At 53.8% G+C, this 16795-nt stretch carries 9 protein-coding genes; all 9 read right to left on the reverse strand.

Features of this window, described 5'->3' with window-relative positions; genetic code table 11:
* Positions 1-29: 29 nt before the first annotated feature.
* Complete coding sequence (locus KXG62_RS06200; protein WP_218091071.1) at positions 30-2129, reverse strand: hypothetical protein; 2100 nt, start codon at positions 2127-2129, stop codon at positions 30-32.
* Positions 2130-2191: 62 nt separating this feature from the next.
* Complete coding sequence (locus KXG62_RS06205; protein ID WP_218091072.1) at positions 2192-4690, reverse strand: FIMAH domain-containing protein; 2499 nt, start codon at positions 4688-4690, stop codon at positions 2192-2194.
* A 46-nt stretch (positions 4691-4736) separates the two neighbouring features.
* Positions 4737-5804 (reverse strand): Gfo/Idh/MocA family protein, encoded by a 1068-nt coding sequence (locus KXG62_RS06210; protein WP_218091073.1) that lies wholly within the window; start codon positions 5802-5804, stop codon positions 4737-4739.
* Positions 5797-6666 (reverse strand): SGNH/GDSL hydrolase family protein, encoded by an 870-nt coding sequence (locus KXG62_RS06215; RefSeq protein ID WP_218091074.1) that lies wholly within the window; start codon positions 6664-6666, stop codon positions 5797-5799. The genes KXG62_RS06210 and KXG62_RS06215 overlap by 8 nt, the downstream gene beginning before the upstream one ends.
* A gap of 133 nt (positions 6667-6799) precedes the next feature.
* The gene (locus tag KXG62_RS06220) at positions 6800-9157 is read right to left on the reverse strand and encodes an FAD-dependent oxidoreductase (protein WP_218091075.1); all 2358 of its coding nucleotides are present in this window, start codon (positions 9155-9157) and stop codon (positions 6800-6802) included.
* Between the two features lie 454 nt (positions 9158-9611).
* Positions 9612-10685: a Gfo/Idh/MocA family protein gene (locus tag KXG62_RS06225; protein ID WP_218091076.1), complete on the reverse strand. Its 1074-nt coding sequence runs from the start codon at positions 10683-10685 to the stop codon at positions 9612-9614.
* Between the two features lie 3 nt (positions 10686-10688).
* Positions 10689-13301 (reverse strand): sialidase family protein, encoded by a 2613-nt coding sequence (locus tag KXG62_RS06230; protein ID WP_218091077.1) that lies wholly within the window; start codon positions 13299-13301, stop codon positions 10689-10691.
* 93 nt (positions 13302-13394) lie between these two features.
* Complete coding sequence (locus KXG62_RS06235) at positions 13395-15437, reverse strand: glycosyl hydrolase family 28-related protein (protein ID WP_218091078.1); 2043 nt, start codon at positions 15435-15437, stop codon at positions 13395-13397.
* A gap of 55 nt (positions 15438-15492) precedes the next feature.
* On the reverse strand, positions 15493-16767 hold the full coding sequence (locus tag KXG62_RS06240) for a sialidase family protein (protein WP_218091079.1): 1275 nt from the start codon (positions 16765-16767) through the stop codon (positions 15493-15495).
* Between the last annotated feature and the right edge of the window lie 28 nt (positions 16768-16795).

Here is a 16795-nt window from a genome sequence, read left to right on the forward strand (position 1 = left end):
GAAATGCTGCGTTTCCTGTCACGAATCATTCACGGATTTACCCGGTATACGCGAATTTCATCGAAATTCACCGATGCCGTTTCGCCGCCGAGCCCGATCTTCCCGCTGCTGAAGGAGCTGTCGGCTACACCGGTAAATAATGTAGTGGTAACGTTCCCTTTTTTCACTGTGGCCGACATACTTCCGCTGCTGTACGCGACATCGAAAAGCACCGTGCTGTTCTGAAAATCATAACTGGCCGTGCCGAGGGTAGTCACAACGCCGTTCACTTTTTTCTTTATCGCGGCTTGGTCCGAGCCGCCTCCGCTGAATTCCAGGAAGTAATAGTTGTTGTCGTTCTGATAGTTGAATAAAATGCGGCCCTTGTTTGCAGCGCTTAACGTTCCTGCTGTCGCTTCTACTTGGACATGATAGTCGCCCGAAAAATCCCTTCTGTCATGTATCGCCTGAGCCGTTCCGTTGATTTGCAGCCGTTCGGACTGACGTGTTGCATTACCCGTGATGACCCAGCCGGGACTTTGATTATTAAGGAAATCCCAGTGATACAGCGTGCTCGTCGGCAGCTGCGGCGGCCGAATTCCGATTCTGGCGCCCGGCCCCCCCGGATTTTGCTGCGAATTGTTGGTTACGACCTGAAGATAAGTAGCGACCTCGGCCATCTCCTCCAACAAAGCGCTTGACACTTCAGATTTACCTGCCGGATCGCCAACAAAGGAAATTTTACCCGCCCCATCCTCCGCGACTGTGCCCGCAACGCATACGGTATACGTGCCGAACTGCTGCAATGCTTTGGCAAAATTGCGGGCTTTGTTGGACAAGCGCTGGCCGTTCACCCGAATATCGTCGATATGGACGGACAACGGGATCGCGAGCAGCGATCCCAAGTACACATTGCCTGTGACGTTATAGCCATTCGGATACGGATTGTTGTAAAATGCGTCTTGGCTCGATGCGGGCCACGCAAAAGGCTTCCCGTTCGGACCATTCTTGTTAAAAGCCAGCGCCGGCATGCCGGAAGCGAGCGCATGATGGATGCCGTTATCCAATTCGCCCGGACGAATAACCCCGGCGATGGCTGAACCGCCATATGCGCGCGTACCATGCCACGTATCGTAAACCCCTTGGCCGTCCAAGTAGTTGCGGGCGTAGCCGGAAGCGGTGAAGTCGTTGTTACCGTCCCGCTGCGTGTTATACGACTCCACCACGTAGATATGGTCCTCGTCAATGAAATGCATGTTGGCGTCGGTCTGCGAATCCGGCTGCACGTAATCGGAGACCTTCATGCTCCAGACGAGCGTACCACCTTTATACATACGGCGGACCGGAGCGACTTCGTTGGCGATCGAGATCGGTTGCGTCCACCGGGTGTAGTTATAATTGACTCCCTTGGCCGTATCCCAGCCCGGCGAAGTCTCCGGCTCGTAAAGCGCGCCGTCGCCAATCGGGGTATTCCACGGGCTGTACGCATCGAACGGATGATAGGCGGGGTCTCGCTTCAACGCGGTCGATAACACCGTCGCCGTCACATTATCGAATTTCGCATTGCTTCCCCGGATGCCTACGCCGATTTTGCCGCTGGTGAACGTACTGTCCTGCACGGCTGCGAACAAGGTGGTAGTCACATTGTCTTTTGTCCCCTTCACCGTGATGCTTCCGCCGGTCACATATTCGATTTGAATCGTCGCTTTGGTGCTGGTCAGCGGGTACGCTCCGCTGTAAGTACCCAGAACCGTAACGACGCCGCCTACTTTCTTTTTCAAGAAGACGTCGTTCGCCGCGGTTGCGCCGATATCCACATAATAATGGTTGCTCGCATCGACATAATTAAAGTAAAGATGCTGTCGGTTGCCGGAGCTGCTGCCGAAGCTGCGAACATCGGCTTGGTACGAATAGTCGCCGGACCACGTTCGGCCTTCATAGATCGCATCGGCGATGACCCCTCCGAAGATGGAGCACTGAAGCTCGCCGCCGTTCACACTGCAGTTCGGATCCAATGTCCAATACGGCGCCGTATTGTCATTGAAATTGATCGCGTAATTTAAAAAGTTCGATTCCGCCAGGATTGGCCGCGTGACGACAAAAGAAAGGATCAACGATAAAATCATGACACCACAGACAAATCGCTTCATTCATATCGAACTCCTTCAATAGAATAGGATAACGAAAGAATAGAGTAACGAAGCCTTTCACCTTATCGAACATCGCCGGGCTTCCTGTGAAGCGGTTTCACAATGACGTTATCGAAGTACGCGCCGCTGCTCCATAGACCAACTCCGATTTTTCCCCCGGTGAATGTCGTATCCGCCACTTGATCGAACAGCGTTGTCGTCGTTCCATCCATCGCCGTTCCTTTGACCGTAATCGTTCCGCCGTTCAAGTACTCGATCTCGAACGTCACTTTCTCGCCTGTCAGCGGGTAATGACCGCTATATTTTCCCATGTCCGATATTTTGCCGTTCACCTTTTTCCGGAGGAACACGTCATTATTGGCCGTCGCGCCGATGTCCAGATAGTAACTATTGTTTTCGTCTGTATAGTTGAAATACAATCGCTGCCGGTTGCCATTCCCCTTGGATAATGTCCACACATCCGCTTGATACACGTAATCGCCCGACCAGATTTGTCCGTCATAAACGGCGAGCGAAGTGCCTCCGCCATAGCTCTCGCAGAACAAATTCTCCTTATCGTTGACGTAGCAGGCCGCGTTCATCGACCAATCCGGCGCTTCCCCACCCGAAAAATCGATCGAATATTCGCTTGCTTCGGAAGGCAATGGTCTCGCTGCCGATGCATCGTTATTGAATTGCTCCTTCAAAGCGTCGGCTCGATCGAATAGATTGGTTTTGGCGTCGGGATCCATTGCGGAAGCGCTTTCCGAATTGTCCAACAGCTGCATGAATGCATCCAACTGCTCCAATGCCTTATCCGGCATCCCGTCTTGTCGAAACCGCTCGGCTTGATAAAGGTTGTCGGAGAGCTTGCGGTACAGTTCATCGTTTAACTTGTTCCCGCGGCGGAGCGAATCGAGCAGCTCGCTCGTGCTTCTGAACGTAGGAGCTGCAGGCCATTGGTTTATACGGTAAATTCGCACCTCGTCGAAGGTGACCGCCGCATTGTCGCCGCCAAGTCCGATTTTGCCGCTCTTAAACGAGCGCTCCGGCACGCCGTCAAACAGTGTCGTGACCGTTCCGTTTTTACTGGCCGTAGCGGAAATGCGCCCCTTTTTGTCATAGGCGATCTCCAGCAGCACCGTACTGTTCTGAACATCGTAGCTCATGGAACCTAGCGGAGTGATGATCCCGTTTTCCTTTTTGTTCAGCGAAACTTGCCCCGTGCTGCCCCCGCTCGCTTCCAGGAAATAATAATTGTTGCGGTTTTGAAAATGAAATACGATATGCGCCTTATTGGCTTCGGTTAATGCACCGGAGGTCATCTCGACCTGGTAACAATAGCTGCCCGAAAAATCGCGTTTCTCATAAATCGCGAGCGCCGTGCCGTTCACCCGGAGCTGTTCGGCTTCATGGCTGATACCGCCGGAGTTGACCCAGCCTGGGGTCTGATCGTTCAAAAAATCCCAATGGTAGAGCGTGCTCGTCGGAAGCTGCTTCGGCCGCTCGCCGATGCGCTCGCCCGGACCCCCCGGATGCTGCTCCGAATTGTTCGTTACGACCTGCAAATATTTGGCGATCTCGTCAATCTCGCGCAGCAATCCCGGCGATACTTCGCCTTGTGCCGCCGGATCGGAAGGAAAGATGATTTTCCCTTTGCCGTCCGCGTTCAGATTGCCGCCGATCGCTACGATATACGTCCCGAACTGCTGCAGCGCCTGTGCAAAATGACGGCCCTTCGCGGACAATGCGCGTCCGTTCACCTGTATGTCGCCAATATTCACCGACCTTGGTATGGCGAGCAGCGACCCCATGTACACATTGCCCGTATCGCTGTAGCCTGTCGGGAGCGGCTCGTTCCATATCGCATCCTGGCTTGCCGCCGGCCACGTATACGGTTTGCCGTTCGGGCCATGCTTGTTGAGTGCCGTCGCATGTACGGCGGACGCAATCGCGTGCGGAATGCCCTTCTCGAACTCCCCGGGCCGGATCACTCCGCCGATGGCCGTGCCGCCGTACGCCCGGCTGCCGTGCCAAGTGTCGTAGACGCCGGGTCCGTCGATGTAGTTTCGCGCATAGCCGCCCACCGTCAAGTTTCCGTCGTCCTTGCGGACCGCACTGTAGGTCTCCACCACGTAAGTATGATGCTCGTCGATAAAATGGATGTTTCCGTCGCTCTTCGCATCCGGCTGCACGTCGTTTGATACCTTCATCCGCCAAAATAGCGCGTTCTTTTTGAACAAATCGCGGACCGGATCGCTGTCCGCCGCAACCGATATCGGATGCGTCCAGTTTTTATAATTCAAGTTCGCGCCCAATTCCGCGTCCCAGCCGGGCGACGTCTCCTTCTCGTAGATGGCGCCGTCTCCGATCGGCGTGTTCCATGGACTGTAAGCGTCGAACGGATGATAAGCCGGATCGCGGTCGAACCCTGCGGCCGTTCCGTTCGCAGATACCGCAGCGGCAGGTACGTCCGCTGCCTTCTGATCGTGCCTCGGAGCCTCGAACGCAGTCGAATGTTTGCAGGCGATAAGAAGCAAAAGCGCGGCCGTCGCTGCATACGAAGCTGCCCATCTTTTCAACCTAACCCCTCCTTCTTTGCGAGATTGAACTTTCCGCATGAACTGCCTATAATCGAACTTCCCTGCCGCATTCGGCCGATTCATAGATCGCGCATAAAATGTTGATCATATCCACGCCGTGCTCCGGGCGTATAATCGGCTCGGCTCGCCCCGCTACGCAATCGATGAAATGCTTGATGTTCTCCCCGTGCTGCGGCGGCGCTTTTTGCTTATGCAGCTGCGGCTTGATATCGGTCAATTGTCCTGCGGCTTCCGAGAACAGCGCCAACTCCCCTCTTTTGAGACTTGCGCCGGATTTCGTCCCGCGAAATTCAATAAAATTCATTTCCTCGCCGATGTTCGACGCCCAGCTGAATTCAATTTGCAGCGTCGCGCCGTTGTCGAACCGGATAAAGCCGGTCGCTAAATCCTCGACGTCATACGTGCCGCCGGCCTGCTTGTCGCCGGACGTGCTGTGAATCGAATCGGACAGCTCGTTATGGGCGAACTTCGTGTAGACCGCGCCGCTCACCGCAACGGGCTTCGGGTTCCCCATCAGCCACATGGACAAATCGATAAAGTGTACCCCCAAATCGATGAGCGGCCCGCCGCCGGAAAGCTCCTTGGTGGTAAACCATCCTCCTTTACCGGGAATGCCTCTGCGTCTTATCCATCCGCAGCGGCCCGTATAAATTTCGCCCATATGTCCTTCATCAATATAACGCTTCAAATACTGCGCAGCCGAGGAAAACCGGTTGTTTCGCATCACCATCAGCAGCTTGCCGCTTCGTTTAGCGGCGTCAGCCATTCTCTGCGCTTCCTGCGGATTGATCGCATCCGGCTTTTCGCAAAACACGTGCTTGCCCGCTTCCAAAGCGGCAACGGAGATGACCGAGTGAAATTTGTTCGGCGTACAAATATCGATCAGATCAATATCGCTGCGCCTTATGACCTCCCGGTAATCGGTATAAACATCGGTCACGTTCGCCTCTTTGGCGATCGCCTGCACCCGATCCGGCAGCACATCGCATAATGCGACGATTTCCGTGTCGGGATGCTCCAGCCACGTTTTCAAATGCGCCGTTTTGAAAATATTCCCGGTACCGATAACGCCGACTCTATACTTTTTACTCATGCGCATGCCCTCCTTTGTTTACTTGCAATTCTTGATTCATCAGCGCAGCCAGGTTATAGGCCATTGCCGTGTGCCCGTATTCGCCGGGATGAAGCAGATCGGTCGTCAAGCCCGAGCAATCGTCAAGCACTTGGCTTCCTTCGATCAAATACAGAGCGGGATGCTGGAAACACCTCGCATGATCTCGCAAAACCTCATTATACTGCGCAGCAACGGTCGACATCTCGGATCTGCTCAGCGTAGCCGAATACGGGTACATCGTAATCAGAAAAATCGGTTTATCCGGGTGCGCATCGATAAGCCGCTGAAGCAAATATTGCGTACGTTCATGAAATTGCTCCGGCGTGAAGCTGCCGACCATATTGATGCCAAGTTCCAGGCTGATCATATGCCAATCGTCCCGGGAGGCAAAATAATCGGCGATTTCCTTCTCGCTGCGGCAGGAACCGCCCAGACCGCAATTATACACATCGACGCCTAGTTGTCTGGCTGCCTGCTGGACGTAGGTCATCGGCTGATTGTGAAGGCCGTGCGTGATGGAAGATCCGTAAGCGAGCCATTTGACGGAAGGCACTTCATGCGCGTAAGGCGGACGGACGGGATAACCGTAAGTGTTCACCTCGCTCCAGCTGCAAATATATTTGCCGAAGCATATCCGCCATACTTCCGGAGCAAAGCCGGACTGCATCAGCTGCGTGCGGTCAGCTTGGCGAAGCTTAAGCGGCTCCTCCAGCAGGATAGATTGCTGCGCCCCCGCTTGCAGCCGATGCTTGGAGTGGAACAACCCGCCTTTGTAGACGAAAATGTCGCCATCGCTCTCCGGGATGCACAGCGTGATGCGAATCCACTTGGCCTCGGTCACAAACCGCACCTCGCAGCCGCAAGCATCCTCGGATATGAACCTCGCCCGATCGGATAATGAATTTCGCACCTCCTTCGGAAACCGGTGCTGTCTAACTCCTGGGGTTCCGGATTGCTCATCCAGCTCGGTTACGTTATGAAATTGAAGCTGATTGTAGAGCAGAGCAGGCACTCCTTTCCGAATAACAGCGCACCTCATAGATCGCAGCCGAAGGATCGCCATGCGTCGCTTCGATAACAATACGCAGCTTCTTCGTCGCCACCGATTGCGCTAAAACATGCTTTCTATGCCGATGGTAGTTATGTTCCTCCCTGTGGATTTCTTTCCACTCGTCATCGAGCCAAGCTTGAATCGAATACGCCTTAGTACATTGCGGGTCGCGATAAAACGGCTCGTACCAATGATATTCCCTGAATAAATGTCCCGGGAACGTAATAATGACTTCGCGAATGCTGACCGTATCGTTCCATTCCAGCTGCAGCCATTGTCCTAACGGCTCGTTCGGGTCGGATCTCCACAGGTTGGTCGAAGCATGAGGTCTCGCGGCTCCGCTGATCGCATTGGATGGAGCATAACAGGACTGAGCCGGCGTTATGCGAAAGCTTAACGTCCCTCCGTCGGACAAGTACCGTCTCATTTTGCCGTTACCCATTTCATAAGCGGACGTCAAGCCGGGAATGACCGTATTCGCCGAATGCCATTCGACGGCAGGGTTCGCGTCCAGGTCCAGCCGAATGTATCCTGTCTTCGGCAGCCCCGTTAGCCAGGTCAATCCCACGTTCCAATCGATCCATCTCTTCCTGCTGCCCGTCGGTACCTGCAGCTCGGTTGCGGCCAGCGGCTGCGAAGGCTCCGTCCGGTAATCCCAAATGTGATCGACCAGTACCATGTACGCCTTCACCACCTGATCACTCGCACTCGTATTGGTCAGGCAGACGGAGATAGCATCGATGCGGTCCGCACCGATCGCAATCCACTGTCCTCGGCGATGATGCAGCGGCTCATGCATCGTTTTGTATTTTTGCTGATCCTCCTTCTTTCGAAAGCCGAACGTGGTGTCCGTATTCTCCGGACCGGCTCCATACACCAGCGCCGAGCTGCTTGCCGTTGCGACCGCCTGGCGTGCCAAATCCCGGTTGTCGTCATGCTGTACATTCGGCAAAAAACAGCCTTCGCGCAGCAACGTTTGCTGGATCTCTGCGGCGTATAAGTGCAGTTCGTTTACCGGAATATCCCGCTGAACCGATATAGCTCCCGCAATTCCAACCGCCTGCCCCATCAGCGCGGTGGTGGACATGACTCTGACCGTTCCTAAAGCGGCATGCGTAGCGCTTACATTTCGGCCCGCCATCATCAGGTTGTTCACGTCTTTGGAGACGAGCATCCGCAATGGAATGCCGTATGGACCGCAATACGTTTTCTGCGCGTATTCGCTTGTTTTGCTGTAGCCTTCCGCGCTGGCGGGCTCCGCCGTAGCCGCAAGCAGTCCGCCCGCGGTATGCAAGTCAATAAACCATCCGCCGAACGCGACTTCATCATAGAATACCGTTCGGGCCGCGACATCGTTCGACGTCATGACATACTGCCCCATAATGCGCCGGCTTTCCCTCTTGCCGGGAACTTGCCCGATCCAGTCCAGCGCCATTTTCGCCGCTTTGTCTTTCATTTTCGGATCGTGGTTCTTGATCCAATCCCAGATGCCGAGCGCATGGCGCGTCAATTCATGCCGTATTTCCTCGTTGTCGTAAATGGTGTGCCACGGGACGCCGATTTCAATCCACCAATACCCGGAAACGATGTCGTAAAAATGCCGGCCCTGCTCGTAGAAATACGCGGGATCTACATGCTTGATCGCCCATTCCGGCGCTTGGAACGGTACGGGCCTTCCCATATCCTTCGCTTTAAAATGAATCGAGCTGCCCATCGTATCCGTGCTGGCTTGCTCCGGAGCATGCGGTTCATTGAACTCGTCTCTGCCTTCGGTGCCGAATCGCCACTCGCAGCCCGCCCCATCGGCCACGACTCCATCCCCCGTACAATCGATGAACACACGGCCTTGAATTTCCAGCGTCGTTTCCGCGCCTGCAATAACGGCATGAACCGCATGAATGTTGCGCTCATCGCCCATAAGCACTTGTGTAACCGCTGTGTTCAAATGAAACGTAAGGTTCGGCGTCCGTACAGCCATATCATACATCGCCATGTCCCATACGCTATTCGTCCACCCGTTTTCACGGATGCGTTCATGATTATGCGCTCTCTCCTCGATAAGCAGCTCGGACAAGATGCCGGTTTCTCTGGCATACGCATGAAATTGCGCTGCGCCGTGCGGCGTCACCCGAATTTCCGAGGAGCTGTTCCCGCCGAACACCGGGCGATTATGAATCAAGCAAGTGCGCGCCCCTTGCCGTGCTGCGGCAACCGCAGCGCAAAAGCCGGCCAATCCTCCTCCGCATACGACGACGTCATACGATTCTTTTTGAAGCTTCATTGCGATCTCCACCCCGTTTTACTCGTGTATATTTTTTGGCGTAATGATCCTCCGATCGGAGTACCTCCAAGCAGCCGAACTGTTTGTACTCGGTAAAACTGTTGATTCACGATTCGATCAATGATCGACTGCCTTTCATCCTACTGTAGCTCCCTGCGGCAAAGCATCGCTTCCATACGACAAACCGGGGTTCCACATATTTCCTCCTTTTCTTATTTACTCGTGTAAATTATATATGAGAACCTGCCGATTGGCAATATAGATTATTGTTTACGTTAAGAATAGCTTCTGATCGAAGCGTATTCGATGAAGATGCACTCCTGATTGAGATGAATCTTATCATAAAACGATGACCTCACCGCAAAGGGAGGTCATCGTCCGCACATCGATCTACTTCTCTCCGATCAAAAAGGCAAGTCGGCCGCCGCAAACAGCTTAGCGTAAGCTCCTGGCCTTATATTGTCCAATCCAATGTAACTTCGCGCCCGGTTCGGGACGATTCATAAATCGCTTCAAGAATCAAATTATTCGTAAACCCGCTCATCACCGGGGTAATCGGCTGTTTTCCTTCACGTATACATTCGATGAAATGACGGTGAAGACGGATGCGGGCTCCCTCGTCGCCTGCTGGCGGAGTCAGCTCGATCTCCAGAGCACGGTCGAATTGCTCGAACAGCAATTTGCCCTTGTTTCCTTGAACGGATGCGCCGCCTTCGGAACCCATCAGGTGAATAAACGGTTCGCTGTCCGTATCCATGTGGACGGCCCAGCTCACCTCTAGGTTCAGCGTACTGCCGTTCTCCATCTTGATGATTGCCGCCGCCAAATCCTCTACATCGTAACGGCCGTTCCAATCGGGCGTCCCCCAGGTGCCGATGCCTTTCTTCTTCGGACCGAACTCTGCATACGTGGAACCGGAAACGCTCACCGGCTTCGGGTTGCCCATCAAATGAAGCGACAGGTCAAGCAAATGAACGCCGATATCGATTAACGGACCTCCCCCCGATTCCTCTTTACGCGTAAACCACGTACCCCATCCCGGAATTCCTTTCCGGCGAAACCATCCGGCCTTCGCATAATAAATATCGCCGAGAGCCCCCTTTTCCATCTGCTCCTTGACCTGCATCGGTATCGGTTCCCAGCGCATCTGATGGGGAATCATCAGAACTTTCCCTGAAGCCCGCTGGGCGCGGACGATTTCCTTAGCTGACTCGACGTCGATCGCCATCGGCTTCTCCAGCATCACATGCTTGCCGCTGCGCAGCGCTTGAACCGCCAAAGAGGCATGCCACTTGTTGGGGACCCCGATGACGACCGCATCGATACTCGGATCGTTGATCAAGTTTTCCGCTGTTTCATGAACTGTTGGGATATGAAACTCGGCAGCTGCGCTTTGTGCTACTGGTGCAAATACATCCGTCACCGCCACGATTTCGGCTTCAGGCAGTTGTCCTAACGTATTCATATGTACGCGGCCGATATTTCCCGCGCCGATCATACCAAATCGAAAGTTGTCGGTTGCTTTCATATGCTATTCCTCCAATGAGCCTATACGATGATTGATTTTTTGCTGTTGGTACAAATGCTCGACTTCCAATGACGTTAATGTTTTGCCGAATATCATCACGTGATCCATCATGCCGGTGAAGTACGAAGTGCCGCCAGGACTTCTACCGATGGCATCCGGCTGGGTCGGGAGAAAACGCTCGTAAACGTTTCGGCTGAAACTGACGGAACCGCCGATCGGCTGTTGCTCGACCCCATCTACATATAACCTGATGTTGTTCCCTTTAAAGTCCAGTATCCCGACGATGTGGCGCCAAGTTCCCGATGGCTGATAGGCGAAATCTTTGGTCGAATACGGATCCGCAGGCGTACTTCTTCCGGCAACCCGGATGGAATTGCTTAATACAACAAGCTCATAGCCTGCAGTCGCTCCATTAATCCTTGTTCCGAACAGCGTTCTGCCGCCGGTACCAGCAAGCACCCTTTCGTTAATCCAGCCGGAAAACGCAATCGACGGCGAGCCGTTTAAAGCTGCCCCCATTTTGTAATCTAAGTCTACGTAGTCAACATTGCCGTCAAAACGCAAGCCTTGACCCTGTTTCCCAGAAAGCCACGAGGCCCCCATGATTTTTCCATCCAGCTCGGAATCGGATGAATCCGGAGCCGTCGTCCCGCTTCCTTCATTAAACTTCCAATATCCCTTCAGACCGTCGTATGCCAGCTCATTAATTTCATTCGGCGACAACGCTCTCCCATATACTTTCACCTCATCGATCAGACCGTCGAAGAACCCACCGTTCGCCGGACTTTTGCCAATCGTATCCGGTTGCTGTGAAGATCCGGGATGATAAGCTTGGCTGCCGAAGGTGATTTTCCGATCTTTCGCTGGGGTTTGCGGCACACCGTCGATATAAAGCTGAATAGAATTGTTCTTATAATCAATAATTCCCGCTACATGATGCCATTGCGCCGTAGAGGTATAGGGATAATCTTTATACTCGTAATTCTCACCCGCGCCGCTTCTTCCGCCTACTCTAATATGATTGCCGCGCAGCAGCACTTCGGCTCCCGCTTTATTATCGGCTGCGTTCGTGGCGAACAGCCAACCGCCTTCCGCACCTCCCGCAGGCAGCGAACGATTGTTGATCCAACCGGTAATCGTGACAGCAGAAGCATGGTTTAGCGCCGATTTCAACTGATTTCCAAGACCCACGTATTGATCTTCTCCATTGAAGCTCAGCCCGCCTCCCAAATAACTGGAAGTTCTCGTCGCTCCATACACGGTTCCGGTTACTCCGAATCTGGAGGAATCCGAAACGAGCGATCCGGAAGCTTCATTAAAGGACCATGCACCTCTGGGAGGATCCATATAGCTCCGAAAATTTTTGAACCGGTGGAATGTGATCCGGTTGCTGTTATGATACGTATCTGCGCCATCATAGGAGGTGCGGACAGCATAGATGATGTCGTCTCCGTCGATCTGCCAATCGACATATTGAAACCCGACTTTGGCTATCGAATTCTGCAGCGACAGGCCCGAGTCGTCCGATATCAACTTCCGAACATGATTCCAGTGCACAAGATCGGCCGAAAAATACAAGGAAAGCACATTTCTTTGATCCGCTTTGGAGGGAGCCGTATTATTGTTCACAAGGGATAAATAGGTGCCGCTCGCTTCATCATAGAGCAACGTAAATTTACTCATCCCGCCGGGAAAATCGATGAAGCCTGTGGCGGGATCGAAGCTGACGCTGCGGTTGTCTGCCGATAGCTTGACGTTTGCCGCTTTGCCGCTGATCGGAGTCGAATTCATCCGCAATACATTCCACATTTCTCCGCTTGGCGCTTGCACGATATTTCCTTCCAGCCAGCCGGGCTTCGTGCTGTTCCACGATGCGGGTGTCCAAGCCGGGTTGTACGCCAACTCGTTGGTTTTCGTCCAATTGGCCGCGTCCAGCAGATCTGCATTCGCAGGCGCGGAAACGACCATCGCCTTGAAGTGCTTCGGCCATTCATACGGAGGGCCCGCGGCTTCGAACGCCCGGTATATTCTCCCGTTTGCGATGATGACGGAAGTCGGTGCGGTCTGATACCCGTCTGTACCGTTCGTTCCGTTCGCTGTGAATAATAGACCGCTCTTCGAATCGGATGGCGTCGTCCAGGTGCTGCCGCGATCTATGGATTTGCGGATGACGATCGATTTGAACGGTTTGCCGGAAACACCGAACAAATAAACGCTGCCCTCGTGCATAAACAGTTTTCCGTAATACATTTGGTCGAGCAGAGCAACCTTCACCCAAGATAGCCCATTGTCCTCCGAACGAAAAACCGATGTCTTCTGACTCGGGTCGTTCGGACCAAAATAATCATGTGAAGCAAGCAGTGTATTTCCGTCTACGCGCACGATACTCGGCGAGCCAAGATAAACCTGAGTGGACGCATCGCTGAAGTCGATCTGCGAAACGAGCGTTTGGGAAAACGCCGAATCGTAGCGTTCCGCTTGATTACCGGGATCGACCGGCTTATCAGGTCGCTTCTGAGACCAGACCGACTGATCATTGTATAAAGAAGCAATCATACCGGCTAGAAAAGTAAGAACGAGCAGGTGTTTCTTCATGTTTCGAAATTGAAGTTTCACTGGCTTTCAACCCTTCCCTTCCATATCGATCGGCCCCCATCAGGCGGCTTCGAATCGGTAATCCACGCAGCCTTAACGGGGGTCATCCCGGCATCAGATTAGCGACGTTTTTAACTCGCCATTATTGTCGACGTATACTTTATATTTTTGGGTGCCGTCGGGCGTTGTCATGATCACGCCGTCCGCGACATGCACATTCGACCAGCGCTGCGCCGATGTGCCCAGACTGGCGCCTTTATCCGTCTTCGGACTGGCCGTCCCGGTGAAATCGGCGTTGCCGGAAGAAGCGATTTTTATTTTGGCATCGCCCTTGACCCGGAACTCGTAGCCGTCGATGCTGTCCGTAACGAAGCTGCCGCTCACTTTGTTAATATTGCCGTGCAGCTCAAGGTTCGCACCGGGCGTGACGGATAACGCCGATTTGCCGTCTGCATTTTGCATTTTGATTCGCTGATCCTTGGGACCCCGGATGACAAAATCCCGTTCGTCATCCAATGGAAACGTCTCGAAGCTGTCGAATACGTACCGGGGCAAAAAGAACCCGCCATCCGTATACCGGACTCCCGATAACCGCTTGAACTTCGGCGCTTTATCCACCGAAACGTGAAACTCCGTTCCGATAAATTGAACGTTCTCCGTTTGACCGCAAGGATAAGCGCCTCTGGCTCCTGCCGCATTCCGGTAAGGCGCAGCAATCATTCTGCCGCCGCCCAGAACGCCGTCGAACCTTCTGGCCGACTCGAAGTAACACGCGATAAACTGAATGTCGTCGGCGTCATGAAGATGGAGCAGTACGTCCTCAAATCCTTGAATCGTGCAGCTAATAAACTTCAGCGCACGCAAATTCCCGCTAGCTTCAATATTTTTGGAGACGCCAAGCCCAATATCGTTATGCGATGCTCCACGTTTGGAGGTATGCTCCAAGCCTGCAATGTAGCAGTTTAGATACGTCGTGCCGGAAAAGCCTGTACTGTACGGGGAAAGTCTCAAGCCGTCGCCAACATTTGCTACAAGCGAAGGGTTCGCCGAAATACCGCCAAGCGTCATTTTATCCCCCGATACCTGCGTCCAGGTGTAAGCCGCATAGGTCCCCGCCACCCTCACCAGTCCAGATGAAGGAATCGGGCTGCTGTTCCACCAAGGAATTTCGATCGTATAGTTGCCGCTCGAACCCCCGATCTCCGTAATCCGGTAAAGGTCTCCTCCGCGTACGCACACGCCGGTCCGGCCTTGGAATACGCAATCGTAAAACCGGTTTCGCTCCGCTCCCGCACTTTTATACTCGTCGCCCAGCGTTCCGGCCGTTTGCAGCTTGGCGGCGATACGCCAATAGCCGACAATCTGCACGTTATGCATCACAATATCCTGCGCGTTGTCGATAAATACGCCTACATCCCACTCATCTCCAAGCGCGAACGAATTTTTATTGTTATAGCCGTCAATGCCGTTGTAATTAGGAACGATTCGCAAATTACGGATGGCGGCATATTCACAGCCTTTGGGAAAATAAAGCCCCGCCGAAAACTTTCTCGTCGTCGCCGGACTGCTGCTCGTCGCATCTCCATTACGGAAATTGGTCAGCCTGTACTGGGCGTCGGCATGATTCGGCAGCGTATTCGTATTATCGAGTACGCCACCGGAGGGGTACATGTCTGTCGCATACGTCACCTGGTATGCTTTCGGGCCCGGACCGGTGAACCGCAGCTCTGTCGGAGCCGGACGCTTGATGCGATCCGTGAAATAAAGATCCCAGGCGCTCACGCCGACACCCTCCAGCGTCACTCCCGCTCTCATGATGAGCGTCCCGGTTACTTTATAAATCCCCGTAGGGAGCACTACGGTGCCCCCGCCGTGATCTGCACAATAATCGATCGCTTCCTGAATTTTTGCCGTATCGTCGGCCACGCCGTCGCCTATCGCTCCGAGCTCTTTCGCGTTCAGTACACCATACGTCGCCTGCACGACCGAACTGTTCTCGCCGCTCGCGACAGACGCGCTTGCTTGCAGCAGTCCTCCCGCAGCCACGACCACGCCGGCCGCTCCCATGGAAACAAGCAGATCCCTTCTGCTTATGCGTTTCGGAACTTCCTCTTTTCTCGTGTGGTCTGTACCATGCTCTTCATTGAACTCCGACATGTATTCGTCCTCCCTCTGGATAGAAGATCCGATCCTATGCCATCTCCATCCAGATTCAATACACGAGCTCCCGAAAATTCGCAATCCGATGGAATGAAATAAAATTGCCGTTATGCGCCGTCACTGCGCGCTCGTCCCCGGACCGGCTGAGAATGAGCAAATCTTCGCCGGAAATGGCCATGCTTGCGTAATGGCGAGCCTGTTTCGTATGATCCGTCTTCGCTACCAAACCTGCGAAGCACCAATCGATACCGTTTTTGGAAAAATGAAGCTGCAGCCGGTGACGCTCATTGTATGGCAGATCGAACCGTTCCTGCGGCAGCAGCTCGGCCCGCGTCATGCTGTCCGTCGTTTGCGAGCTGAGCAGCCAGTATAATTTCGTCGCTTCGTCGTATAAAATGTGAAATTTCATCTGGCCGCCCGGGCATGGGACAAAGGCAATGGTTTTCCCGGACGGGACGGTTTCCAGCATCGTCGTGATCGTACCGTCCCCGTTTTCCACCGCTTTGGCGATGTTGGCAAAGCCGACTCCACCTGTATGCGCTCTCATCCAGAGGTGAAATGTACGCCCTTGCGGATCGTGGAAGTAATGATTCGGATCGGTAAACTGGACAACGTTCGTTTCCAGCCAGCCGATGCGCACTGCGGGACGGCCCGGCGCGATGCGCGCGATCGTACCCGGTTCCACCTTGTAGAACGGAACGCCGAAATAGTTTAATTCATCCTCAGGCACGGCGTCGCGGAAACTAAGCTCCGAAGCAAACGTCCAGCTCTCCCGCTGCGTCAGATCGTTATTCAGCTGCGCGCGCATCAGTACGGGGGCAAGGACGCTGACCTGCCATCCCTTATAGTCCGGATCCGTCGTACGCTCCATGACGAGATATACGTTTCCTTTGGCATAGTGCACGTTAGCCGGTGCCTGATGCCACTTCTCGCCCTTCGTTAATGCCGCCGGCTCGCTCCATGTCTCGCCGTTATCGTCCGAGCGAATGATCATCAGATCGTTGCAGTGTCCTAGAATATACACGCTTTCTCCGGCAATAAACGGTCTTCCATGAATGAATGGAAAATCGGCCCGATGTTCCCAGGTGCGCCCCCCGTCATCCGAAGTGAATACTTTTCCTTGCCATGGCCGGCCAGGCTCCAGCTCTCCTTTGGCGCCGGGCAAAGCAGCGACACCTTTCCCGCCCAAATCCAGCGTGGCAATCAATCTGCCGCCAGGCAGTACGGCGAGCCCCGGACTGTATGCAAATATGGCTTCGGGGTCGGCCGATTCGTAAATTTTCACAAAATCGGGGGCCAGCTCCCTCACTTTATAATCGTTTGGCATGCTGTTCTTTCATCCTTTCTCTCGGCGA

It is taken from the genome of Paenibacillus solanacearum, from assembly GCF_910593845.1.
GTDB lineage: Bacteria > Bacillota > Bacilli > Paenibacillales > NBRC-103111 > Paenibacillus_G > Paenibacillus_G solanacearum.